22 protein-coding genes are annotated in these 22,730 nt (G+C 65.4%); 7 read left to right on the forward strand and 15 right to left on the reverse strand.

Annotation, left to right across the window (positions count from 1 at the left end; translation table 11 throughout):
• Positions 1-205 precede the first annotated feature (205 nt).
• The 8 genes from miaB to NMP03_RS10865 all read right to left on the reverse strand — a co-directional run bounded on the left by miaB (position 206) and on the right by NMP03_RS10865 (position 5,870).
• A complete protein-coding gene (gene miaB / locus NMP03_RS10830; protein WP_256505400.1) occupies positions 206-1,540 on the reverse strand; it encodes a tRNA (N6-isopentenyl adenosine(37)-C2)-methylthiotransferase MiaB in 1,335 nt (444 codons plus the stop codon).
• A gap of 47 nt (positions 1,541-1,587) precedes the next feature.
• Entirely contained in the window at positions 1,588-2,427 is an 840-nt protein-coding gene (locus NMP03_RS10835) for a lysophospholipid acyltransferase family protein (RefSeq protein ID WP_256505401.1), read from the reverse strand.
• 2 nt (positions 2,428-2,429) lie between these two features.
• Positions 2,430-2,852 carry a Fur family transcriptional regulator gene (locus NMP03_RS10840; protein ID WP_256505402.1) on the reverse strand — a complete coding sequence of 141 codons (423 nt, stop codon included), beginning with the start codon at positions 2,850-2,852 and terminating at the stop codon, positions 2,430-2,432.
• Positions 2,853-3,010: 158 nt separating this feature from the next.
• Positions 3,011-3,427 (reverse strand): MucR family transcriptional regulator, encoded by a 417-nt coding sequence (locus NMP03_RS10845; RefSeq protein WP_256505403.1) that lies wholly within the window; start codon positions 3,425-3,427, stop codon positions 3,011-3,013.
• Between the two features lie 99 nt (positions 3,428-3,526).
• A complete protein-coding gene (locus NMP03_RS10850; protein ID WP_256505404.1) occupies positions 3,527-3,964 on the reverse strand; it encodes a GNAT family N-acetyltransferase in 438 nt (145 codons plus the stop codon).
• A gap of 47 nt (positions 3,965-4,011) precedes the next feature.
• On the reverse strand, positions 4,012-4,650 hold the full coding sequence (gene tsaB, locus NMP03_RS10855) for a tRNA (adenosine(37)-N6)-threonylcarbamoyltransferase complex dimerization subunit type 1 TsaB (protein WP_256505406.1): 639 nt from the start codon (positions 4,648-4,650) through the stop codon (positions 4,012-4,014).
• Positions 4,651-4,669: 19 nt separating this feature from the next.
• Positions 4,670-5,263, reverse strand: a complete 594-nt coding sequence (locus tag NMP03_RS10860) for a malonic semialdehyde reductase (RefSeq protein ID WP_256505408.1) — start codon at positions 5,261-5,263, stop codon at positions 4,670-4,672.
• Between the two features lie 31 nt (positions 5,264-5,294).
• Positions 5,295-5,870 carry a NifU family protein gene (locus tag NMP03_RS10865; protein ID WP_256505409.1) on the reverse strand — a complete coding sequence of 192 codons (576 nt, stop codon included), beginning with the start codon at positions 5,868-5,870 and terminating at the stop codon, positions 5,295-5,297.
• Positions 5,871-6,021: 151 nt separating this feature from the next.
• On the opposite strand from NMP03_RS10865, the gene purB reads away from it, so the two are divergent.
• The gene (gene purB, locus NMP03_RS10870) at positions 6,022-7,365 is read left to right on the forward strand and encodes an adenylosuccinate lyase (protein WP_256505411.1); all 1,344 of its coding nucleotides are present in this window, start codon (positions 6,022-6,024) and stop codon (positions 7,363-7,365) included.
• Between the two features lie 519 nt (positions 7,366-7,884).
• Positions 7,885-10,890, forward strand: coding sequence for an excinuclease ABC subunit UvrA (gene uvrA / locus NMP03_RS10875; protein ID WP_256505413.1), 3,006 nt, complete (start codon positions 7,885-7,887; stop codon positions 10,888-10,890).
• 331 nt (positions 10,891-11,221) lie between these two features.
• Here uvrA and NMP03_RS10880 read toward each other — a convergent pair whose 3' ends face one another.
• The 4 genes from NMP03_RS10880 to NMP03_RS16215 all read right to left on the reverse strand — a co-directional run bounded on the left by NMP03_RS10880 (position 11,222) and on the right by NMP03_RS16215 (position 13,588).
• A complete protein-coding gene (locus NMP03_RS10880; protein ID WP_256505415.1) occupies positions 11,222-11,830 on the reverse strand; it encodes a hypothetical protein in 609 nt (202 codons plus the stop codon).
• Positions 11,817-12,860, reverse strand: coding sequence for a DUF262 domain-containing protein (locus NMP03_RS10885; RefSeq protein WP_256505417.1), 1,044 nt, complete (start codon positions 12,858-12,860; stop codon positions 11,817-11,819). The genes NMP03_RS10880 and NMP03_RS10885 overlap by 14 nt, the downstream gene beginning before the upstream one ends.
• 203 nt (positions 12,861-13,063) lie before the next feature.
• Complete coding sequence (locus tag NMP03_RS10890) at positions 13,064-13,339, reverse strand: BrnA antitoxin family protein (RefSeq protein WP_256505418.1); 276 nt, start codon at positions 13,337-13,339, stop codon at positions 13,064-13,066.
• Between the two features lie 36 nt (positions 13,340-13,375).
• The gene (locus NMP03_RS16215) at positions 13,376-13,588 is read right to left on the reverse strand and encodes a BrnT family toxin (RefSeq protein ID WP_406698451.1); all 213 of its coding nucleotides are present in this window, start codon (positions 13,586-13,588) and stop codon (positions 13,376-13,378) included.
• 192 nt (positions 13,589-13,780) lie between these two features.
• Between NMP03_RS16215 and NMP03_RS10900 the strand changes: the two genes are divergently transcribed.
• Entirely contained in the window at positions 13,781-14,176 is a 396-nt protein-coding gene (locus tag NMP03_RS10900) for a cupin domain-containing protein (RefSeq protein ID WP_256505420.1), read from the forward strand.
• 188 nt (positions 14,177-14,364) lie between these two features.
• Here NMP03_RS10900 and trhO read toward each other — a convergent pair whose 3' ends face one another.
• Complete coding sequence (trhO, locus tag NMP03_RS10905) at positions 14,365-15,318, reverse strand: oxygen-dependent tRNA uridine(34) hydroxylase TrhO (RefSeq protein WP_256505421.1); 954 nt, start codon at positions 15,316-15,318, stop codon at positions 14,365-14,367.
• Positions 15,319-15,440: 122 nt separating this feature from the next.
• Here trhO and NMP03_RS10910 point away from each other — a divergent pair, with 122 nt between their 5' ends.
• The 4 genes from NMP03_RS10910 to NMP03_RS10925 all read left to right on the forward strand — a co-directional run bounded on the left by NMP03_RS10910 (position 15,441) and on the right by NMP03_RS10925 (position 20,227).
• A complete protein-coding gene (locus tag NMP03_RS10910; protein ID WP_256505422.1) occupies positions 15,441-17,729 on the forward strand; it encodes an FdhF/YdeP family oxidoreductase in 2,289 nt (762 codons plus the stop codon).
• 118 nt (positions 17,730-17,847) lie between these two features.
• Entirely contained in the window at positions 17,848-18,618 is a 771-nt protein-coding gene (gene fdhD, locus NMP03_RS10915; protein ID WP_256505424.1) for a formate dehydrogenase accessory sulfurtransferase FdhD, read from the forward strand.
• A complete protein-coding gene (gene mobA / locus NMP03_RS10920) occupies positions 18,615-19,154 on the forward strand; it encodes a molybdenum cofactor guanylyltransferase (protein WP_256505425.1) in 540 nt (179 codons plus the stop codon). Before fdhD ends, mobA begins: the two co-directional genes overlap by 4 nt.
• A 41-nt stretch (positions 19,155-19,195) precedes the next feature.
• Positions 19,196-20,227: a LacI family DNA-binding transcriptional regulator gene (locus NMP03_RS10925; protein WP_256505426.1), complete on the forward strand. Its 1,032-nt coding sequence runs from the start codon at positions 19,196-19,198 to the stop codon at positions 20,225-20,227.
• A 12-nt stretch (positions 20,228-20,239) separates the two neighbouring features.
• Here the strand turns inward: NMP03_RS10925 and NMP03_RS10930 are convergent, their stop codons facing one another.
• Together NMP03_RS10930 and uxaC are read right to left on the reverse strand one after the other, a co-directional pair.
• Positions 20,240-21,241, reverse strand: a complete 1,002-nt coding sequence (locus tag NMP03_RS10930) for a sugar kinase (RefSeq protein ID WP_256505427.1) — start codon at positions 21,239-21,241, stop codon at positions 20,240-20,242.
• Entirely contained in the window at positions 21,238-22,686 is a 1,449-nt protein-coding gene (gene uxaC / locus NMP03_RS10935) for a glucuronate isomerase (protein WP_256505428.1), read from the reverse strand. The genes NMP03_RS10930 and uxaC overlap by 4 nt, the downstream gene beginning before the upstream one ends.
• Positions 22,687-22,730 lie beyond the last annotated feature (44 nt).

Consider the following 22,730-nt stretch of genomic DNA (forward strand, 5'->3'; position numbering starts at 1 on the left):
GCACCTCGATTGTGGCAGACCAAGCGAATGTAGGACAGGGAAAGTTTCCCGCAAGCGCCGGTGTCCTACCCCACCCCTATCTGCTGCATGCCCCCCGTTCGTTTCGAGCGAAGTCGAGAAACCGCGATGTAGCGCCAAGCCCCGTTTCTCGACTTCGCTCGAAACGAATGGAGAGGGATCAGCCTTCTCGCCAACCCCGGATAAGCTAAGCCGCCACCCGCACCCGCTCCTGCCCGGCGAGCGAATTGGGATCGGCGCGAACGATATCGACCTCGACCAGATCGCCTACCGCGGCGTCGGTGATCAGATGCACCGATTGCAGCCAGGGCGATTTGCCCAGCATTTGCCCCGGCAATTTCCCCTTGCGATCGATCAGCACGCTGCACCGCGCGCCCAGCGTCGCGGCATTGAACGCCGCCTGGTCGCGGTTGATCGCCGCCTGTAGCCGTTGCAGCCGCTCGTCCATCACCTCCGCCGGCACCGCGCCTGCCATGTCGGCGGCGGGCGTCCCCGGACGCGGCGAATATTTGAAGCTGAACGCCTGCGCATAGCCCACCGCCTCGACCAGCTTCAGCGTCTCGACGAACTCGGCCTCGGTCTCGCCCGGAAAGCCGACGATGAAATCGCCCGACAATGCGATGTCGGGCCGGCTTGCGCGCACCTTGTCGAGCAGCCGCAAATAGCCGTCGGCGGTGTGCGCGCGATTCATCGCCTTGAGCACCCGGTCGCTGCCTGCCTGCACCGGCAAATGCAGGAACGGCATCAGCTTCTCGATGTCGCGATGCGCGTCGATCAGCCCCTGCGTCATGTCGTTGGGGTGGCTGGTCATGTAGCGGATCCGCGCCAGCCCCGGCAGCGCATCGAGCGCGGCGATCAGCAGCTCGAGCCCGCGCGCCCCCGACTGTAGATCGGCGCCATCGCGCCAGCCATTGACGTTCTGCCCCAGCAAGGTGATCTCGCGCGCCCCGGCATCGACCAGCGCGCGCGCCTCCTCGACGATCGCCTCGAACGGCCGGCTCACTTCGGCCCCGCGGGTATAGGGCACCACGCAATAGGTGCAGAATTTGTCGCAGCCTTCCTGCACCGTCAGGAACGCGCTCGGCCCCACCCGCCGCCGCGCGGGCAAAGCGCCGAACTTGCTCGCGATCGGCATGTCGGTGTCGAGCGCAGGCATCCCCGCCGCCGCCTGCGCCACCAGCGCGGGCAGATTGTGATACGCCTGCGGCCCCACCACGACGTCCACCTTGGCGCGGCGCACGATCTCGGCGCCCTCGGCTTGCGCGACGCAGCCCGCCACCGCGATCATCGGCGCGCGCCCCAGCGCGCGCGCGTCCTTGCGCAGCCGGCCAATGTCCGAATAGACCCGGTCGGTCGCCTTCTCGCGGATGTGGCAGGTGTTGAGCACCACCAGGTCGGCGGCGCTCGCATCCTCGGTCGCGGTCATCCCCTGCGCGGTCATCAGCTCGCCCATCCGCTCGCCGTCATAGACGTTCATCTGGCAGCCGAAGGATTTGACGTGGAAGGTGCGCGGGGAGTTCATGGCGGGCCTCTATCACCTCGCAAGCGGAAACGGGAGGGGCTGTTGCCTCACCCCGCCCCCAGCACCTCATGCCCGACGAACGGCCGCAGCGGCTCGCCCAACACCCCCTCGAGCGCCTCGGTCAGCCGCCGCCGGCTCTCCGCCGCGATCGCCTTGCGCCCCGAAATCGCGCTCGGGCAAAAGGGCTCGAGATAATGCACCCGCACCGGAAAGCTTCCCGCGCGACTCAGCACCCGGATCGCATTGTCGCGCCCACTTTCGGCGCCGATCCACGCAATCTCCTCGCCCACCGCGCCGAAATCCATCAGCACCGGCTGCACCCGCACCCCCGCCGGCGGAGGCTCGAGCACCTTGAGCATCGGCGTCTTGAACGGCAGCAACGATCGCCCGTCGGTGGTCGTCCCCTCAGGGAACACCGTGATCGCCCAATTCTCGGCAATCGTGTCGCGCAATTGGTTGATCTGATCGGCAACCCCCAGCCGGTCCTCGCGGCTGACGAACACCGTGCGGTTTAGCGTCGAGAGCCAGCCGACGATCGGCGACGCGCCGATCTCGCGCTTGGCGACGAACGCCGATCCGCTGGTGCCACCGATCGCCAGGATGTCGATCCACGACAGATGATTGGCGACATAGAACACGTTACGCTTGAGCGGGGTGCCGACGCGCGACACCCGCGCGCCGCTGATCCGTCCGACACTGCCAAGGAAAATGCGCGGCCAGGGCGAATGCAACCGGAAGAGCCGCCACAGATAATGCAGCGGCACCGTCACCAGCGCCGCCAGCACCATCATCGCCACACGCGACCACAGCCGAACCCACCCGATCGCGCCGACGCGCGGCGGACGCCCCGCCGCTGCCTCGCGCCGCGCGTCGATTGGCTCCGTCACACCTAGCCGTTGCGCTCGAGCGAGACCCCGTACAATTCCATCCGATGGTCGACCAGCCGGAAGCCCAGCCGCTCGGCGATCTGCTTTTGCAGCAGTTCGAGCTCGGGATCGACGAACTCGATCACCCGGCCGCTCTCGACGTCGATCAGATGGTCGTGATGCGCCTCGGGTGCGGGCTCGTAGCGCGCGCGGCCATCGCCGAAATCATGCCGGTCGAGAATACCCGCCTCTTCGAACAGCCGCACCGTCCGATACACGGTGGCGATCGAGATGCCGGGGTCGATCGCCGAGGCGCGGAAATACACCTTCTCGACATCGGGATGGTCTTCGGCTTCGGACAGCACCCGGGCGATCACGCGGCGCTGCTCGGTGATGCGCAGGCCCTTTTCGTGGCACAGGGCTTCTAGATCGATCTTACGGGGCATGAGCGCGATGTAATCGCAACCGGCGCGCGAGGGAAGGGCAGCAGCGCCGCGAACGACTCGCAAACGAAGAGACTTGGCAAACGAAGGGACTTGGCAAACGAAAGGGCCCGGAAGCATGATGCCCCGGGCCCCTGTCGACATGCGGTAAGCGCGAAGGCTCAGACGCGCTTGCGGCGCTTCGTGCCCAGGCCGATCTTCTTGGCGAGCGTGCGGCGCTGCTCGGCATAGTTCGGCGCGACCATCGGATAGTCGGCGGGCAGGTTCCACTTGGCGCGATATTGCTCGGGGGTCATCTGATAATGCGTCATCAGGTGGCGCTTGAGCATCTTCAGCTTCTTGCCGTCTTCAAGGCAGACGATGTAGTCGGGCTTGATCGACGAACGCACCGAAACCGCTGGTTCCTGCTTCACTTCGGGCTCGATCACCGGATCGCCCAATCCCGTCAGCGCGCCATGCACGTTCGAGATCAGCACCGGCAGATCCGACACCGCCACGCTGTTGTTGCTGACGTGCGCTGCGACAATATCCGCAGTCAAAGTGATGAGAGTTTCCTGCAATTCCATCTGCGTATCCATGATCGTCCTTCTTACCCAAGAATTATGGCCCTGTTGGGCTCGGTTTTCCTAATAACACCCTATCGTACTTCGATCATCAAACCGCAAGCATTATCAACATCAGCGTTCAAAGTTGTCCAGTAAGCGCATGAAGCTATGTGCATCGATCGCGCGCCCATCGTGACCGCGATAATAGTTGCGGCGCTCGCCGGTCTTCGAAAAACCTTCACGTTGATAAAGGCCTATCGCTGCATTGCCCGCGCGTACTTCAAGATGAAGCTTGCATGCGCCGCGCGCTGCGGCATCGCGCATCACCGATCGCAGTAATTGTCCGCCTACCCCGCGTCTGCGCCATTGCGGCGTGGTGGCCAGCAACAGTAATTCGGCTTCGTCGAGCGTGCTGCGGGCCAGCGCGAAGCCTGCGGGGGCACCATCGATACTCGCCAGCGTCAGCCATACCCCCGACAGCGACAGGATTCCCAGGCACTGGCCCGCGGTCCATGCTTCGCCATAGGCAGGGTCGAACGCCTCGGCCATCAGCGCGGTCACGATCCCCATATCGGCAGGCCCACCGGGGCGAAGCTCGATCGCGGCGAACACCGAGCTCATCGCGCGCGCGCCGCGCGCTCGGCGATCGACAGCGCGTCGGGGCCGCGACCATAGATCGGGGTTGCCGCCAGCGCGGTGAATGCCGCGGGCAGCAGCCGTGCCGCCGCGGCATCGGGCAGCGCTACCGTATGGGGAAGCTCGGGCGCCAGCGCGAGCAGCCGGCGCGCGCCGTCGCCCACCACATAGGCGTCACCCACCGCCGCCAGCGCGGCATCGGGGGCGAGCGATGCGAAGCGCTCGAGTACGGCGAAGGGATGCGCGGCGAAGCGCTGGACGAAGACCTCGCCATGCCCGCCCTCCATCACCACCGCCACCGTTTCGCGCGAAGGTTCGGCGGCGAAGGCGGCAGCCGCGACCACCGCGGGCGCGCTATACCCGCTGACCGGCACGCCCCAGCCAAGGCCGAGCCCGCGCGCCGCCGCGATGCCGACGCGGATGCCGGTGAAGCTGCCCGGCCCGCAATCGACCAGGATCGCGTCGATCGCGGTGTCGCCCACCACTTCGCCGATCATCGGCACCAGCCGCTCGGCATGGCCGCGCCCGACGACTTCGTGCAGCGACGAGGCCACCTCGCCATCCTCCAACAGCGCGACCGAACAGGCGGCGGTGGCGGTTTCGATGACGAGGATGCGCAACCGCCGGCCCTGCTGCGCGTCAGGCGACGCGGTTGAACTGGTCGAATTCGGGCCGCGGGCCGCGGTCGAAGATCGACGAAGGATCGCCCTTGCCCAGGGTCGCGATGAAGTTGACCTTCACCGCCGGCTGGTCGGCGAAGAACGCGGCATTCACCTTGTCGGCATCGAAGCCCGACATCGGCCCGACGTCCCAGCCGAGCGCGCGGGCGGCGATGATCAGATAGGCGCCTTGGAGCGACCCGTTGCGCAGCGCACTCAGCTTGCGCCCTTCGGGATCGCCGTCGAACCAGGCCTTGGCGTCGGTATGCGGGAACAACCACGGGAGCTGCTCGTGGAATTCCTGGTCCATGCCGATCACCACTGCGGCGGGCGCCTTGCGGATCTTGTCGGCATTGCTGTCGCTTGCGCACGCCGCCAGCGTTTCGCGCGATGCTTGGTCGAGGCACCACACGAAGCGCGACGGCTGCTGGTTCGCCGAGGTCGGCCCCATCTTGAGCAGGTCGTAAATCGCGCGCGCGTCGGCTTGCGTGAACGGCGCGTCGGTAAAGCCATTATAGGTGCGCGCGGCGCGGAAGATCGTATCGAGCGCCGCTGCGTCGAGGGGTTGGGCCATCGTTATTCCTTCGGATCGTTCGGATAGGGTGTCAGACCGCGCGAACTTCGGTCACTTCGGGAACATAATATTTGAGCAATTGCTCGATCCCGTTCTTCAGCGTTGCCGAAGACGACGGGCATCCCGCGCACGCCCCCTGCATCTGCAGATACACCTTGCCCTCGTTGAACCCGCGATAGACGATGTCGCCGCCGTCGTTGGCGACCGCGGGACGGACGCGAGTCTCGATCAGCTCGCGGATCTGCGCGACGATATCGGCATCCTCGGGATTGTCGCCGAAATCGCCACTCTCGGCGGGCACCGAAATGCCCCCCGCGGTCCCTGCACGGAACAGCGGCATGTCGCCCGCGAAATGGTCGAGCAGGATCGCCAGCACGTCGGGCTTGAGCCCGACCCATTCGACACCCGGCGCCGCGGTGACCGACACGAAGTCCGATCCGAAGAACACCCCGGTCACGTCCCCTAAGTCGAACAACGCCTGCGCCAGCGGCGATGCCTCGGCATCCTCGGGATCGGCGAAGTCGCGCGTGCCCGACGGCATCACCGTGCGGCCCGGCATGAACTTCAGCGTGGCGGGATTGGGGGTGGTTTCGGTTTCGATCAGCATCCTTGGCATGTGGCGGCCAGCAGGGGCGCGATCAACCCCGAAACGCAGCCGCCGCACGGTTTGCGCCCCCGCCCCCCCTTTGCTAGCGCTCGCGCCATTGCGCGGGCCCCGCCGATGCCCGGCCGCGACTCGCCATTCGAAAGGACATATCTTGGTTCCTCGCTACGCCCGCGCTGCCATGACCGACCTCTGGACGCCCGAGGCGCGCTTCCGCGTCTGGTTCGAGATCGAGGCGCACGCGACCGACGCGCTCGCCGATCTCGGCGTCGTTCCGCGCGAAGCCGCGCAGGCGCTGTGGGATTGGTGGAACGCCGCGCGCGCGGCCTCTGCCGACGGCCAGGCACCGATCGACGTCGCCGCGATCGACGCGATCGAGGCGGTGACCAAGCACGACGTCATCGCCTTCCTCACCTGGGTCTCCGAACAGGTCGGCCCGCAGGCGCGCTACCTGCACCAGGGCATGACCTCGTCCGACGTGCTCGACACCTGCCTCGCGGTCCAGCTCGCGCGCGCCGCCGATCTGCTGATCGCCGATCTCGATGCGCTGCTAGAGGCGATCAAGACCCGCGCGCTCGAGCATAAGCTCACCCCGACGATCGGCCGCAGCCACGGCATCCATGCCGAACCCGTCACCTTCGGGCTCAAGCTCGCCCAGGCCTATGCCGAATTCGCGCGTAATCGCGAACGGCTGGTCGCGGCGCGTGCCGACATCGCCACCTGCGCGATTTCGGGCGCGGTCGGCACCTTCGCCAATATCGACCCCGCGGTCGAAGCGCATGTCGCGGCCAAGATGGGCCTCAGCGTCGAGCCGGTCTCGACCCAGGTCATCCCGCGCGATCGCCACGCGATGTTCTTCGCGACGCTGGGCGTGATCGCCAGCTCGATCGAGCGCCTCGCCACCGAAGTCCGCCACCTTCAGCGCACCGAAGTCTTGGAGGCCGAGGAATATTTCTCGCCCGGGCAAAAGGGCTCGTCGGCGATGCCGCACAAGCGCAACCCGGTGCTCACCGAAAACCTCACCGGCCTCGCGCGCATGGTCCGCGGCTACGTCACCCCCGCGCTCGAGAATGTCGCCTTGTGGCACGAGCGCGACATCAGCCATTCGTCGGTCGAGCGCTATATCGGCCCCGACGCGACGATCACCCTCGATTTCGCGCTCGCCCGCCTCACCGGCGTGATCGAAAAGCTGGTCGTATACCCGGTGCGGATGCAGAAGAATCTCGATCGCATGGGCGGCCTCGTCCATTCGCAGCGCGTCCTGCTCGCGCTCACCCAGGCAGGCGTCAGCCGCGAGGATTCGTACCGCCTCGTCCAGCGCAACGCGATGAAGGTGTGGGAAAGCGACGGCGAATTGTCGCTGCTCGAACTGCTCAAGGCCGACCCCGAAGTCACCGCCGCGCTGCCGGTCGAAGAGATCGAGGCCAAGTTCGACCTCGGCTATCATTTCAAGCATGTCGACACGATCTTCGCGCGGGTGTTCGGCACTGCGGGCTAGGTCGTTGAGTCATTAATACAGCCGGTCGGCTTCCGCCCTGCTAGCGGACAGCATTCCCCGTCACCCCGGACTTGTTCCGGGGTCCGTCGGGCTCGGTCCTCCGTCCATATCTTTAGCACCCGGCGGCTCGGTGGACCCCGGACCAAGTCCGGGGTGACGATCGGAGAGTGGTCCGCTTTCCACAACTTCCCACCATTCCTTCAATCAGACCGGCACGGTCACGACGCCGCCAACCAAACCCCGCTGTCCTACAAGCCCCCGTTTTGGTACGCATGCCGCATGAACACGCCCCCCGCATCCGCCACCCGCATCGCGCTTTGTGACGCGGGAGAGGCGAATCTGGGGGGGACGTAGTGTAGCTTTTGTAGCTTTCCGAAGGTCGGAACCACCCAGGCCTTTGCCAACGCCGCAGCGCAAGCCGCATCGCCGCCCCCTACCAGCCCCGTTATCGCGCCCCTATCTCGTGCCCCAGCCCTATAACCGTGGCCCTCGCTCCAGAACGAAGATAGAACGCACCGCATGGCATTGACTCACATTTCCGTGCGCGGCGCGCGCGAGCACAACCTCAAGGGCGTCGATATCGACATCCCGCGCGACACCCTCACGGTGATCACCGGGCTGTCGGGGTCGGGCAAGTCGAGCCTCGCCTTCGACACCATCTATGCCGAGGGCCAGCGCCGCTACGTCGAATCGCTCAGCGCCTATGCGCGCCAGTTCCTCGAACTGATGCAGAAGCCCGATGTCGATCATATCGAGGGCCTGTCCCCCGCGATCTCGATCGAGCAGAAGACCACCAGCCGCAATCCGCGCTCGACCGTCGCGACCGTCACCGAGATCTACGACTATATGCGCCTGCTCTGGGCGCGCGTCGGCATCCCCTATTCGCCCGCCACCGGCCTGCCGATCAGCGCGCAGACCGTCAGCCAGATGGTCGATCGCGTGCTCGCGCTGCCCGAGGGCACCCGGCTGCTGCTGCTCGCTCCGGTCGTGCGCGGGCGCAAGGGCGAATACCGCAAGGAGCTCGCCGAATGGCAGCGCGCGGGCTTCCAGCGCGTCCGCATCGACGGCGAGACGTACCTGATCGAAGACGCCCCCGCGCTCGACAAGAAGTTCAAGCACGACATCGAAGTCGTGGTCGACCGCCTGGTCGTAGGCGGCGACATCGCGACGCGCCTGGCCGACAGCTTCGAAGCCGCGCTGAAGCTCGCCGAGGGGCTGGCCTATGTCGACCTGGTCGACACGACGGTGGAAGCGCTCGCCAACCCCGTCACCCCCCCCGTCACCCCAGCGAAAGCTGGGGTCTCCGCGGATGGCGCGGGACAGGAGCCGCAAGAGACCCCAGCTTCCGCTGGGGTGACGGATCGCAAGATGAAGGGTGCCGGCATCCCCGCCAACCGTATCGTCTTCTCCGAAAAATTCGCCTGCCCCGTCTCGGGCTTCACCATCGCCGAGATCGAGCCGCGCCTCTTCAGCTTCAACGCCCCGCAGGGCGCGTGCCCGGCGTGCGACGGCCTGGGCGAGCGGCTCGAATTCGACGCCGACCTCGTCGTCCCCAATCACGACCTCAGCATCAAGAAGGGCGCGGTCGTGCCCTGGGCCAAGTCGAACCCGCCCAGCCCCTATTACATGCAGGTCCTCGGCTCCCTCGCGCGCGAATTCGACTTCAAGCTCGACACCCCGTGGAAAGACCTCGCCCCCGAGCATCAGGACACGATCCTCCACGGCACCAAGGGCAAGCCCGTCACCCTCACCTTCGTCGACGGCCGCAAGTCGTATGACGTCAAGAAGCCGTTCGAGGGCGTCATCGGCAACATGAACCGCCGCCTGCTCCAGACCGAGAGCGCGTGGATGCGCGAGGAGCTGTCCAAATACCAGGCCTCGCGCCCCTGCGAGACCTGCCACGGCGCGCGCCTCAAGCCCGAGGCGCTGGCGGTAAAGATCGACGGGCAGGACATCGCCCACGCCACGCACCTGTCGGTCGTCGACGCGCTCGGCTTCTTCGAGCGCCTCCCCGACAGCATGACCGGCCAGCAGCGCGCGATCGCCGAACGCATCCTCAAGGAAATCCTCGAACGCCTCGGCTTCCTCAACAATGTCGGGCTCGACTATCTCAACCTCAACCGCACCAGCGGCACGCTCTCGGGCGGCGAATCGCAGCGCATCCGCCTCGCCAGCCAGATAGGCAGCGGCCTCTCGGGCGTGCTCTACGTCCTCGACGAGCCCAGCATCGGCCTGCACCAGCGCGACAACGACATGCTGCTCAAGACGCTGCGCCGGCTGCGCGATCTCGGCAACACCGTCCTCGTCGTCGAACATGACGAGGACGCGATCCGCACCGCCGATTATGTGATCGACATGGGGCCGGGCGCGGGCGTGCGCGGCGGCGAGGTCGTCGCCAAGGGCACGCTCAGCCAAGTGCTCAAGACCAAGGGCAGCATCACCGCCGATTATCTCAACGGCACGCGCTCGGTCCCGCTCCCGGCCAAGCGCCGCAAGGGCAATGGCAAGAAGCTCACCGTCCACAACGCCACCGCCAACAATTTGACCGGCGTCACCGCCAGCATTCCGCTCGGCACCTTCACCTGCGTCACCGGCGTCTCGGGCTCTGGCAAGTCGAGCTTCACGATCGACACGCTCTACGCCGCCGCCGCGCGCCAGCTCAACGGCGCGCGCGTGCTGGCGGGCAAGCACGACAAGGTCACCGGGCTCGAACATCTCGACAAGGTGATCGACATCGATCAGTCGCCGATCGGCCGCACCCCGCGCAGCAACCCCGCCACCTATACCGGCGCCTTCACCAACATCCGCGACTGGTTCGCCGGCCTCCCCGAAAGCCTCGCGCGCGGCTACAAGCCCGGCCGCTTCAGCTTCAACGTCAAGGGCGGCCGCTGCGAGGCGTGCACCGGCGACGGGCTGCTCAAGATCGAGATGCACTTCCTCCCCGACGTCTATGTCACCTGCGACGTCTGCCACGGCGCGCGCTACAATCGCGAGACGCTCGAGGTGAAGTTCAAGGGGATGAGCATCGCCGACGTGCTCGACATGACCGTCGAGGACGCGGTCGAGTTCTTCAAGGCGGTCCCGCCGATCCGCGATCGCATGGCGATGCTCGCCGAAGTGGGCTTGGGCTATGTCAAGGTCGGCCAGCAGGCGACGACGCTGTCGGGCGGCGAGGCGCAGCGCGTGAAGCTCGCCAAGGAACTCGCCCGCCGCGCCACCGGCCAGACGCTCTACATCCTCGACGAGCCCACCACCGGCCTGCATTTCGAGGATGTCCGGAAATTGCTCGAAGTCCTCCACGCGCTGGTCGACCAGGGCAACACCGTGGTGGTGATCGAGCACAATCTCGACGTCATCAAGACCGCCGACTGGGTGCTCGATCTGGGGCCCGAGGGCGGCGTGAAGGGCGGCGAGATCGTCGCGCAGGGCACGCCCGAGGTGGTGGCGAAGGAGCCGCGGAGTTTCACGGGGAAATATCTTGCGCCGTTGCTCGAGCGGAAGGTCGAGAAGCAGGCGGCGGAATAAGCTCCCCTTCCCTCTCTCCTCCGGGGAGAGGGTGGCCGCCCCCGGCGAAGCCGGGAAAGGCCGGGAGAGGGGCAGTAAGCCAAGCGAGATGCCGCTAAGCCCACACCGCCCCACGGCATCGCCACCCACCGCCACTTGGCAAGTATAGCCGAACACCGCCCCAGGCATCCCCCCGTCCAAATCCCCTCGGAGCGGCTGGGTCAGCTACGACGGCTGCTTTCGGTTCCCGGGGAAACCGATCATCCGCATTTTTAATGTTGCATCCGCAACGCCAGCTTTGGTTAGCTTGGCATGGCAGGCGCCTAACGTGTCCTGCGCGAACCGATGCATTTTAGCTTTCTCGACAAATCTTATTAAGACAGCTGCCAACACTAGACACATGGTGATCAAAATAGGTGACGTTATTCGTCATTGATGTTCGAAGATAATATCCTGGAGATGTGCTTGACCGAGGCAATACAACAGAATTCAGGACTTTTTTCTGGAAAGAGTATTTGCTATCGGTGCTTTTGTGGGCGATGTGATTTCGAATTGCGTATGCTTTGGCAATAGATATTTTTTGAGTTGGGTCCAACCCAACAAAGGGCCCTCCATTTTTCAAATACACTTTTGCTATTTTTTCCATTTGCTCAACAGGTAGAATTTGAAAGTATCTATTTGGGCCTAGTAAAAGCTTTCCCGCCTGCGCGCGATTTGTGACTGGGAAATTGCTTCTAATGCGGCCAGCGCAATCTACCGGCATCATTAGATTAGTCTTCAAAAGTTCGACAAGCTGAGTTTCAAAAGAGATAAATACCCTTAAAAATGCTAGCTCATATATAGATTCTAGCTCCCTTCGCGGTAGACCATTTTGATTAAAGAAGCCGACCTGCCGCGATAGCAAACGTCGCGTCGTACGCACATTTTTTAAAAATGCAGCGATATGATCATTTGGATGCATGATTAAATATATAATCAGACACTATTTGCTGATTACTTAGGCGATTAAAGCGACTTGCTAATGCGACTAGCACATTTTCTGGCAGGCCAGACCTGTCTTTAATTTGATCTCCGACATCAAGGATTCGCCGTATTCTGGCATGGGTTAAAGATATTCCAGCATTCTCTAAACGACGAATTAGATGAAACAACTGTAAAAACATAGCCGTATTACTATACACAGTGGAACGAAGCCCATCGCCGAATGCATCTTCTATGGCATCCATCACGCGATTGAACTCTTTGATCACCCTATCCCAATCATCAAAATTGTCATCGTGCAACTTGTAAAACCGGTTTATAAGAGACTGAGTCCTCTCAAAGATCCCATTCATTATCAAGATAAAGAGCAGGCTAGTGAATTCTACTTCTTTCATTCTAGCCATATCTTGTTCACTAAACAGCTTCCAACTGCGCCAACGGTTTAGATTCGCAAACGCGGTATCATAGGAGGCTATCTTAAACTCTCCGAAATATTCTGCATTACGCAACTCCTGCTCATTCAACTTAGAGCCGGTAGAGTTCATTCTCGCAAAAATGCTAAGAACCTCAGAGTCGCTTGTGTCATTCGGAAGGACATGCGTACTGAGCTGGTAGGAAAGAATGCGCTTCTTCGCATCCGCACCTAACGTTGAAAACAGTTTTCCTTGCAAATCCTTGTTGTGCTTTTTTTGGACTGTAAAGTTATCCGCATCGGCCGCATCTGCTAGGCATTTTGGGTCCACGAAAGCAAGCATCGTACGCAGACGTTGCTGGCCGTCTATTACCTCTCGAACCGTAGATAACGTTTCTACATCAGTCCTTTCGCGAACGAATATAATCGGCACAGGCAAGCCGCGATAAACGGTATCGACGAAATAGGACTTTTGCGCTTTCGTCCAAACACTTCGCCGTTGGAAGCTAGGGCTTAGCTCCAGTGAGCCAGCTCGCTGCCAACTAAGGAAGTCGGCTAGCGAAAATGTCGTTCGCTTGATGTCCCATTCGCGTATCATATACCTAAATCACTCCCCGTGGCGCGGCACGCAAGTAAAATCCGCATTATCGCTGCGGCGGCACATGCGGCGCCCTCGACCGTGCAATCCTGGCCGGCGCGCATGCACGTTGCAATGCGCCCGATGCACTTGCCGCGACCGCACGTCGATGTTGAGTGTCCGAAAGCCACGCAATGTTACCCTAAACGATCAGCTCGGTTGTTTCACCCCAACCCCGCCGCCTTCCGCAGCGCCTCGTTCATCCGCGCCTGCCACCCCGGCCCGCCCTCGCGAAACTTCTCGATCACGTCGGGATCGACCCGCAGCGTCACCTGGCGCTTCGCCGCGCCGCGCAGCGGCGGGCGGCCCTTCGCGACGCCGCGCGGCCCCAGATAGCCCGTCGCCGGGCGGATCACCTTGCCGCCGATCGCGATCTCGGCGACCTCGGCCATCGCCGCCGTCAGCTCGGGGGCATCGTCCGGGTCAGTCCAGTCCGACATGCTTGATCTCCCATTGATGCATCCGCCGCATCGAAATCACGCGGCGGGCACCCTCGCGCTCGGTCCACACGACGGCGACGGCAACTTCTCGATCCAGCCATAGCTGACGTACCGGGTCTCGCCGTAATCCACCCGGTCGTCGACCAGCGTCTTCACGCGGCCATCGAACACCGATCCGGCATCGGCAAAATCCAGTCCCCGCTCGCGCAGCGTCGCGTCACGCTTGCCCGGATCGAAGCTGATCTCCAGGCATCGATTATGTAACTACGATGCGTGCGGTCAATGTGGGGTTGCTGGTGGTGCTTCTGCCTTGCTCCCAAAACCCGCCGCGGCAAAGCCGCGTCGTCGGTCGGGCTGGCTTCGCCACCCGCCGGCCGGGCGCGCCCGCGCAGTTGCGCGGTGCTGGATTTAGCTTTCGCTACATCCTAGCATTCGCGCGCCATGCCCCATCTCCCCACCAACCCCGCGCATCTCGGCCTTGGCGCCACCGCCAGCGTCGAACCCGCGATCACCGATGAATGCTGGTACGCCGCCTATGCCGAGCGCCACGCCGCCGACGGCATCGAAGGCCGGCTCGTCTCGCAATATGCCTTCGCCGAGAGCTGGGCGGCATGGGAGGTCCACCCGCACGGTGCCGAGCTGGTGATCTGCACCGCGGGCAGCATGACGCTGCACCAGGAGCACCCCGACGGCACCACTGCCACGCTCACGCTCGGCCCCGGCGACTATGCGATCAATCCGCCGGGTGTGTGGCACACCGCCGACATTGCGCCCGGCACCAGCTGCACCGCGATCTTCATTACCCCCGGCGAAGGTACCGCGCACCGCCCGCGGTAAGGGGGCGGGCGCTTTCCCGTCACCCCGGCCTTGAGCCGGGGCCCAGGGCGGCGGGCGCGACGTTCGCGCCTCTTGCCGCATCGCTCGCGGTCCTGGGCCCCGGCTCAAGGCCGGGGTGACGGTGAGGGGCCGGGGTGACGGTGAGGGGCCGGGGTGACGGTGAGGGCGTGGGGGTGAAGGTGGGAGCGTTAGGTCTCGGCCTCGGCCTCGCCCAGCACCGCCCCGACATGCAACTGCCCCCGTGCTTCGGCCAGCCGCTCCTGCCGGTGCCGCTCGGCATAGCCCGCGCGCTGTTCGTCGGTGCGCTGCGCATGGCAGGCGGGGCAGCTCACCCCCTCGACGAACAGCGGCGAGGTCCGCTGCTGGGGCGTCACCGGCATCCGGCAGGCGCGGCACAGCGCGTTGTCGCCGGGCTGGAGCCCATGCCCCACCGACACCCGCTCATCGAACACGAAACACTCGCCCTGCCAGCGGCTCTGCTCGGGCGGCACGGTTTCGAGATAGGCGAGGATGCCCCCCTGCAGATGGTAGACGTCGTCGATCCCCTCGCTCTTTAGGAACGCGGTCGCCTTCTCGCAGCGGATGCCGCCGGTGCAGAACATCGCCACCTTGGTCGCGCCGCTAGTCACCCGCTCGCGATTGGCGCGGAACCACGCGGGAAAGTCGCGGAAGGTCCGCGTCGCCGGATCGATCGCCCGGTCGAAGCTGCCCAGCGCCACCTCGTAATCGTTGCGGGTGTCGATGACGACCGTATCGGGCTGCTCGATCAGCGCGTTCCAGTCGGCTGGGGGCACATAATGGCCGACCCCGGCAAGCGGATCGATGTCGGGCTCGCCCATCGTCACGATCTCGCGCTTGAGCCGCACCTTCATCCGGTGGAACGGCATCTCCGCCGCCCGCGATTCCTTCACCTCGATATCGGCGCACCCCGGCAGCGACCGGATGTGCTCCAGCACCGCCTCGATCCCCGCATCGCTGCCCGCGATCGTCCCGTTGATCCCCTCGCGCGCCAGCAGCAGCGTGCCCTTGACGCCCTGCGCGGCGCACAAGGCGGCGAGCGGCGGCTGCAACGCGGCGCAATCGGCAAAGGTGGCGAACCGATACAGCGCGATGATGCGTATCGGCGGTTGGACTGGCGGCACGGCGATCCCTAATGGTGGTGAGCCGCGCTCCCTAGCAGACCCGGCGTCGCGAATGAACATGGCTGAACCATTTGCGCGGGCACCCGTTCGGGTAGGAACGGCGACACAGCAGCGAGGAATCGATGAGCAAGCAGCATTCGGACAAGCCGCAGATCGAACGCTTCAAGGGCCCCGCGGGCGGCTGGGGATCGGTTCGCTCGCTCGCCGACATCCTGCCGCGCGAACGGCTGAGCCCCGCCGCGGTCGCCGAGCTGGCGCGGCAGAACAAGCCCGAAGGCTTTGCGTGCGTCAGCTGTGCCTGGGCCAAGTCGGCCAACCCGCTGCCCGCCGAATTCTGCGAAGAGGGCGCCAAGGCGACCGCATGGGAGCTCACCGCGCATCGCACCACCCCCGCCTTCTTCGCCGAACATACGCTCAGCGAATTGCGCGGCTGGACCGATTACGACCTCGAACAACATGGCCGGCTGACCCAGCCTTTGCGCTACGACGCCGCGACCGACAAATATGTCGCGGTAGCGTGGGAAGAAGCGTTCGACGCGATCGCCGCCGAACTGCGCGGCCTCGATCCCAAATCGGTGGTGTTCTACGCCTCGGGCCGCGCCAGCCTCGAGGCGACGTACATGTACGCGCTGATGGCGCGGATGTACGGCAACCAGAACCTGCCCGACAGTTCGAACATGTGCCATGAATCGACCTCGGTCGGGCTCAAGGCATCGATCGGCGAAGCGACCGGCACCACCCGCTTGCACGATTTCGAGCATTGCGACGCAATCTTCTTCTTCGGCCAGAATGTCGGATCGAATGCGCCGCGGATGCTGCATGACCTGAAGTCGGCGCGCGACCGCGGGGTGCCGATCGTCACCTTCAATCCGTTGCGCGAACGCGGGCTCGAACGCTTCACCGACCCGCAAAACCCGGTGCAGATGGCGACGCTCGGCGAGACGCGGATCTCGACCCAATATCATCAGGTGAAGGCCGGCGGCGACCTCGCGGTGATGATGGGAATGGCCAAGTTCCTGGTCGAATGGGACGATGCTGCGAAGGCCAGCGGCGAACCGCGCGTGCTCGACCAGGCGTTCATCGACCAGCACACCCACGGCGTCGATGATTTCCTGGCCGCGGTGCGCGCCGCGCAATGGGACGCGATCGTCACCGAAGCGGGCATTTCGAAGACCGATCTCGAGCGTGCCGCGCGCGTCTATGCCGATGCCAAGGCGGTGCTTGGCATTTACGGCATGGGGCTGACCCAGCATGTGAAGGGCGTCGAGAATGTCCGCATGCTCGTCAACCTGCTGCTGCTGCGCGGCAATATCGGCAAGCCCGGCGCCGGCCCCACCCCGGTGCGCGGCCATTCGAACGTCCAGGGCCAGCGCACCGTCGGCATGACCGAAAAGACCGAACTCGCGCCGGTCGACAAGCTGCGCGAACTCTATCATTTCGAGCCGCCCACTGAAAAGGGGCTCGATACCGTCGAAGCCTGCCGCGGGATCATCGATGGATCGGTCAAGGCGCTCATCGGCCTCGGCGGCAATTTCCTGCGCGCGGTGCCCGAAACCGGGCCGATGGAGGCGGCATGGCCCAATATGCGCCTGTCGGTGCAGATCGCGACCAAGCTCAATCGCAACCATCTGTTCACAGGCAAGGTCACCTATCTACTGCCCTGCCTCGGCCGCATCGAGCGCGACATCCAGGCGACCGGCGCGCAGGTGGTGTCGGTCGAGGATTCGACCAGCTGCATCCACGGCTCGCGCGGCAAGGCCGACCCCGCGAGCGACCATCTGATGTCCGAACCCGCGATCGTCGGCGCGATCGCCAAGCGTATCCTGCCGTCCAACCCCGCGGTCGATTGGGATGCGTGGGTAGGCGACTATGCGCTGATCCGCGACGCGATCGAGGCGACCTACCCCGACAAGTTCGCCGATTATAACGCGCGGCTGTTCACCCCCGGTGGCTTCTGGCGCGGCAACAAGGCCGCCGAGCGGATCTGGCAGACGCCGAGCGGCAAGGCCGAATTCCTCGCCCCCACCAGCCTCTCGGCGACCGGCTTTGCCGACGCGCCTGGCCGCTACCGGCTGATGACGCTGCGGTCGAACGACCAGTTCAACACCACCATCTATGGCTATCACGACCGGTTTCGCGGGGTGAAGGGCACGCGCGACGTGCTGTTCATGAACATCCACGACATGGCCGCGGCAGGCGTGAAGCGCGACCAGATCGTCGCGCTCGAAAGCGATGCCGAGGACGGCGAGACGCGCCGGCTCGAGGGGCTGATCGTAACCCCCTATGACATTCCGGCCGGATGTCTGGGCGCCTATTATCCCGAAGCGAACGTCCTGATGCCGCTCGAGCATCATGCCGAGGAAAGCCATGTCCCAGCGGCGAAATCGGTGCCGGTGCGGATCGTCGCTTGAGGGGCGCGCGTATGACCACCCTCCCCGTTCGTTTCGAGCGAAGTCCAGAAACGGGGCCAAGCGCAACGCTGAGGTTTCTCGACTTCGCTCGAAACGAACGGACGGCGGCGGGGTGCCGATGAGCGCATCCCAGCTGCCGTTCTCGCGGATCGCGGCGGACGGCGCTTCGACGCCGATCGACCGCGCGATCGCCGAAGAAACGCCGATTGCGATCGAATGCAACGGCATCGGCTATGCGGTGCTGATGGCCACCCCCGCCGATCTGCCGGACCTCGCTTATGGCTTTGCACTTGCCGAACGGCTGATCGACCGCGCCGACGACGTGCTCGATGTCGACGAACACGCTACCGACGCCGGCATCGTGCTGCGCATCACGCTCGCCGAGCGGGTGGCGATGCGGATCGTCGATCGCGTGCGACATCGCGTATCTGAATCGGCGTGCGGGCTGTGCGGGATCGAGAATCTCGAACAGGCTCTGCGCCCCCTGCCGCGCGTCGAACCCGCCGACATCGATGATACCGCGATCTTCGCCGCACTGGCGCTGCTCGACCAGCATCAGCCGCTGCACCACGCCACCGGCGCGGTACACGCCGCCGCCGCCTGCACCGCCGATGGCGAGCCCTGGCTGGTGCGCGAGGATGTCGGGCGGCACAACGCCTTCGAAAAGCTGATCGGCGCGATGCTGCGCGCCGGCGCCGATTGGGACCGCGGCTTCGCGCTGCTGACCTCGCGCTGCTCCTACGAACTGGTTGAGAAGGCGGTGCTTGCAGGTTGTCCGCTGCTCGCGACGATCTCGGCCCCCACCACGCTCGCGATCGCCCGCGCCGCACAAGCCGGGCTGGCGCTGCGCGTCCTGGCGCGGCGCGACGCGGTGCTGGCACCGCGATGAGGCTGCTCGGCGCGGTGCTCGCCGGCGGACTGTCGCGGCGGTTCGGGTCGGACAAGGCCGAGGCACTGCTCGACGGCGAGCGGCTGATCGACCGGGTGGTCGCCGCGCTCACGCCGCAGGTCGACGCGGTAATCCTGTGCGGTCGCGCGCCTGGCCTGCCCGATCGCCCCGTCGGCGGGCTCGGCCCGCTCGCCGGCCTGAACGCCGCGCTCCACCACGCCCGCGCCCACGGCTTCGATGCGGTGCTGAGCGTGCCCTGCGACGCCCCTTATCTTCCGCACGACCTGCGCGCGATCCTCGGCGACGGCCCCGCATTCATCGCCGACCAGCCGGTGATCGGCATCTGGCCGGCGGCGCTTGCCGATCGGCTCGACGTGCATCTGCGCGGCGACGACCGGTCGCTTCGTCGTTGGGGACGGGCCACCGGCGCGTCGGCGCGCAACGCCCCACCGATCGCCAACATCAACACCCCCGCCGACCTGTCCGCACTGGGCTTGGCGGACCAGTCTCAACCCGCCCCCGACGAACAACTTTAGACCAGTATTGCCACCCGGCGCCGCACTTCTATAGCGTCGTGATGATGGCCAGCGGCAAACCAACGATCAACGACGTCGCGCGTATCGCCGGCGTTTCCAAGAAAACCGTCAGCCGGGTCATCAACCGCTCGCCGCTGCTTCATGTCGATACCCGCGCGCGCGTCGAAAACGTGATCGCCGAAATGGGGTTCGTCCCCAATCCGCAGGCGCGCGCGCTGGCGCTGCGGCGCAACTTCCTGATCGGGATGATCCACGACAATCCCAATGCCCAGACCGTGCTCAACGTTCAGCAAGGAATGCTCGAGGGGCTGCGTGACACCGAATTCGAGCTGATCGTCCGCCCGGTCAAACGCCACAGCCCGCAGATGCTGGATGACGTCCGCCGCTTCCTCGAACGCCAGCGACCGCACGGCGTGCTGCTGATGCCGCCGATCGCCGAGAACGAGGCGCTGGCCGAGCTCTGCCGCGACGTCGGCTGCCGCTACGTACGGATGGGTTCGGCTGCGCTCGACGCGCCCGACCGGACGGTGGCATCGAACGACGGCGAAGTCGTCGGCCTGGCGGTGGCGCATCTGGTCGAGCAAGGGCATCGCCGGATCGCGATGATCGCGGGGCCCGATGGCTTCCTGTCGGCCGCCGAGCGCCGCAAGGGATTCGATGCCGCGCTGGCCAAGGCCCGAATCACGCTGCCGTCGGACTTCGTCGCCAAGGGGGGCTATACCTTCGAATCGGGGATCGCCGCCGCCGATCTGCTGCTCGACCTCGACCAGCCGCCGACTGCGATCTTCGCGGCCAATGACGAGATGGCGGCGGGTGCGCTCCACGCCGCGCGGCGCCGCGGCATGAACGTTCCCGAGGATCTGTCGCTGATCGGCTTCGACGACACCGGGCTTGCCGCGCATCTGTGGCCCCCGCTCACCACGGTTCGGTGGCCGGGCCTTATGCTGGCGCGGCTGGGGGTGCGAAAGCTGATCGCCGATACCTTCGACGAGTCCGACCCCGACGACGATTCGTGGCTGTACGAATCGCAGCTGATACATCGCGATTCAGTGGCCCCGCCCCGCGCCCGGTGATCCCCGCCGGGGTTATCGCCTAACGTCGAGCCCTTCGTCGTGAAACGCCGCCAGATCGCGCGCGGTGAACAGGCTCGCATCCCCGGGCAGCGAGTGCTTAAGGCAGGTCAACGCCAGCCCGTCGCGCGCCGCTTGGTCGGGGCCGCTCTGCGCAAGTCCGTGCAACACCCCGGCGGCAAAGGCATCGCCCGCACCGATCCGATCGACGATCCCAGCGATCGACACCTCGTCGGTCTGGCATACCGCCTCGCGCGTCTCGACCCGCGCCGACAGCCGGTGATGATCAGCGTCGATCACGTCGCGCGCGGTCGAAGCGATCACGCCTAGGTTCGGGAAGGCGTCGAACGCCGCCAGCGCCGCCTCGCGCCGATGTTCGGGGCCGTCACCTGAAAAGGGCTTGCCCAGCAGCAGCGCCACGTCGCGATGGTTGCCGAACAGGATATCGGCATGCCCCACCAATTCGGTCAGCACCCCGCGCGGATCGCTGTCCCACGCTTCCCACAGCCGCGCGCGATAATTGCCGTCGAACGACAACCGCATCCCGCGCGCCTTCGCCGCCCGCGCGGCGGCCAGCGCGGCGGCGGCGGTGTTGGGCCCCAGCGCCGGGGTGATCCCCGACAGGTGCAGCGCGTCGCAGCCGTCGAGCAGCCGCTCCCAGTCCCAATCTTCGGCACCACGCAACGCGAACGCCGAATAAGCGCGGTCGTAGATCACCTCCGACGCGCGAAGCCCCGCGCCCGGCGTGAGGAAATACAGCCCCAGCCGCCCCGGTGCCGCCTCGACGTGGCCCACATCGACGCCGTGGCGCCGCAACTCGCCGCGCGCGGTTTCGCCGATCTTGTGGTCGGGCACCACGCTCAGCATCCGTACCGAATGGCCAAGGCTGGCCAGCCCGATCGCGACATTCGCCTCGGCCCCACCGACATGGACGTCGAGGCTGGGGCGCTGGAACAGCAACTCGCGGCCCGGCGGCGACAGGCGGAGCAGCAGCTCGCCGAAGAACGCGGTGGTCATGCCGCCGCGGCGACCGGCGCGGCCGCGTCGGCGTCGAGCTTATACGCGCGCCTGACCAGCCCGATCGTCAGATCATACGCCACTTCATGCGCTTCATTCTCGTGCAACTGCCCCTCGGCGACCAACCGCGCGAGGAAGGCGCAATCGACCCGCCGCGCGACATCGTGCCGCGCCGGGATCGACAGGAAGGCGCGGGTGTCGTCGTTGAAGCCGACCGTGTTGTAGAAGCCCGCGGTCTCGGTCGTCTGCTCGCGGAAGCGGCGCATCCCCTCGGGGCTGTCGTGGAACCACCATGCCGGCCCCAGCTTCAGGCACGGATAATGCCCCGCCAGCGGCGCGAGTTCGCGCGAATAGGTCGTCTCGTCGAGCGTGAAGAGGATGATGCTCAAATCGGTGCGCGTCCCGACGACGTCGAGCATCGGCTTCAATGCCGAGACATAATCGGTGCGCGTCGGGATATCGGCGCCCTTGTCGCGGCCATGGCTCGCGAACAGCCCGCGATTATGGTTGCGGAAGCTGCCGGGGTGAATCTGCATCACCATCCCGTCGTCGCACGCAAGCTTGGCCATTTCGGTCAGCATCTGCGCGCGGAACAGTTCGGCGTCGGCGGCGGTCCAGTCGCTGCCGGTCACGCGCGCGAACAGCGCCTCGCTCTCGGTCGCCGACAGGTTCGCGGTGCGCGCGGTCGCGTGGCCGTGATCGGTCGCGGTCGCCCCCGCCGCACGGAAATCGGCGCGGCGCTTGGCGTGCGCGGCAAGATAGCCGCGCCACGAATAGACGTCCTCGCCGGTCAGTTCGGCAAAGCGCGCCATCGACGTCGCGAAGCCCTCATGCTCGACATCGATCACCGCATCGGGGCGATAGGTGGTCGCGACGCGCCCCTGCCAGCCCGAGGCGCGGATCGCGGCATGGTGCCCCAGCGGATCGTCGGCGCCTTCGGTGGTGGCCAGGAACGCGATGTCGAAGCGCTCGAACAGCGCGCGCGGGCGGAACGCATCGCTCGCCAGCTTTTCGCCGATCGCGTCGAAATAGAAGTCCGCAGTGCCGGCATCGAGCGCCTGCTCGAACCCGAACACCTCGGCGAACACATGGTCGAGCCACAGTCGCGACGGCGTACCGCGAAACAGATGCTGGTTCGCGGCGAACAAGCCCCAAGCCGCGCGCGGATTGGTCGCAGGAGCACCGTTGCGATCGGCCACGCCCAGGTCGGCGAGCGCGATCCCCTGCGAATACAGCATCCGGTACAGATAATGATCGGGCGCCAGCAGCAATTCGGTGGCGTTGGTCCAATGGGCGTTGGTCGCGAACCAGCGCGGATCGGTGTGGCCGTGCGGGCTGACGATCGGCAGCGCACCGATTTCAGCATACAGCGCGCGTGCGATGTCGCGGGTGCGCGGTTCGGCGGGAAACAGCCGATCTGGATCGAGCCTCAGCGGGCGGGTCATCGCAAAAACTCCATCGTCATGCTGCTCGTGTCTGGCGCGCGGCC

Source organism: Sphingomonas qomolangmaensis, from assembly GCF_024496245.1.
Classification (GTDB): domain Bacteria; phylum Pseudomonadota; class Alphaproteobacteria; order Sphingomonadales; family Sphingomonadaceae; genus Sphingomonas; species Sphingomonas qomolangmaensis.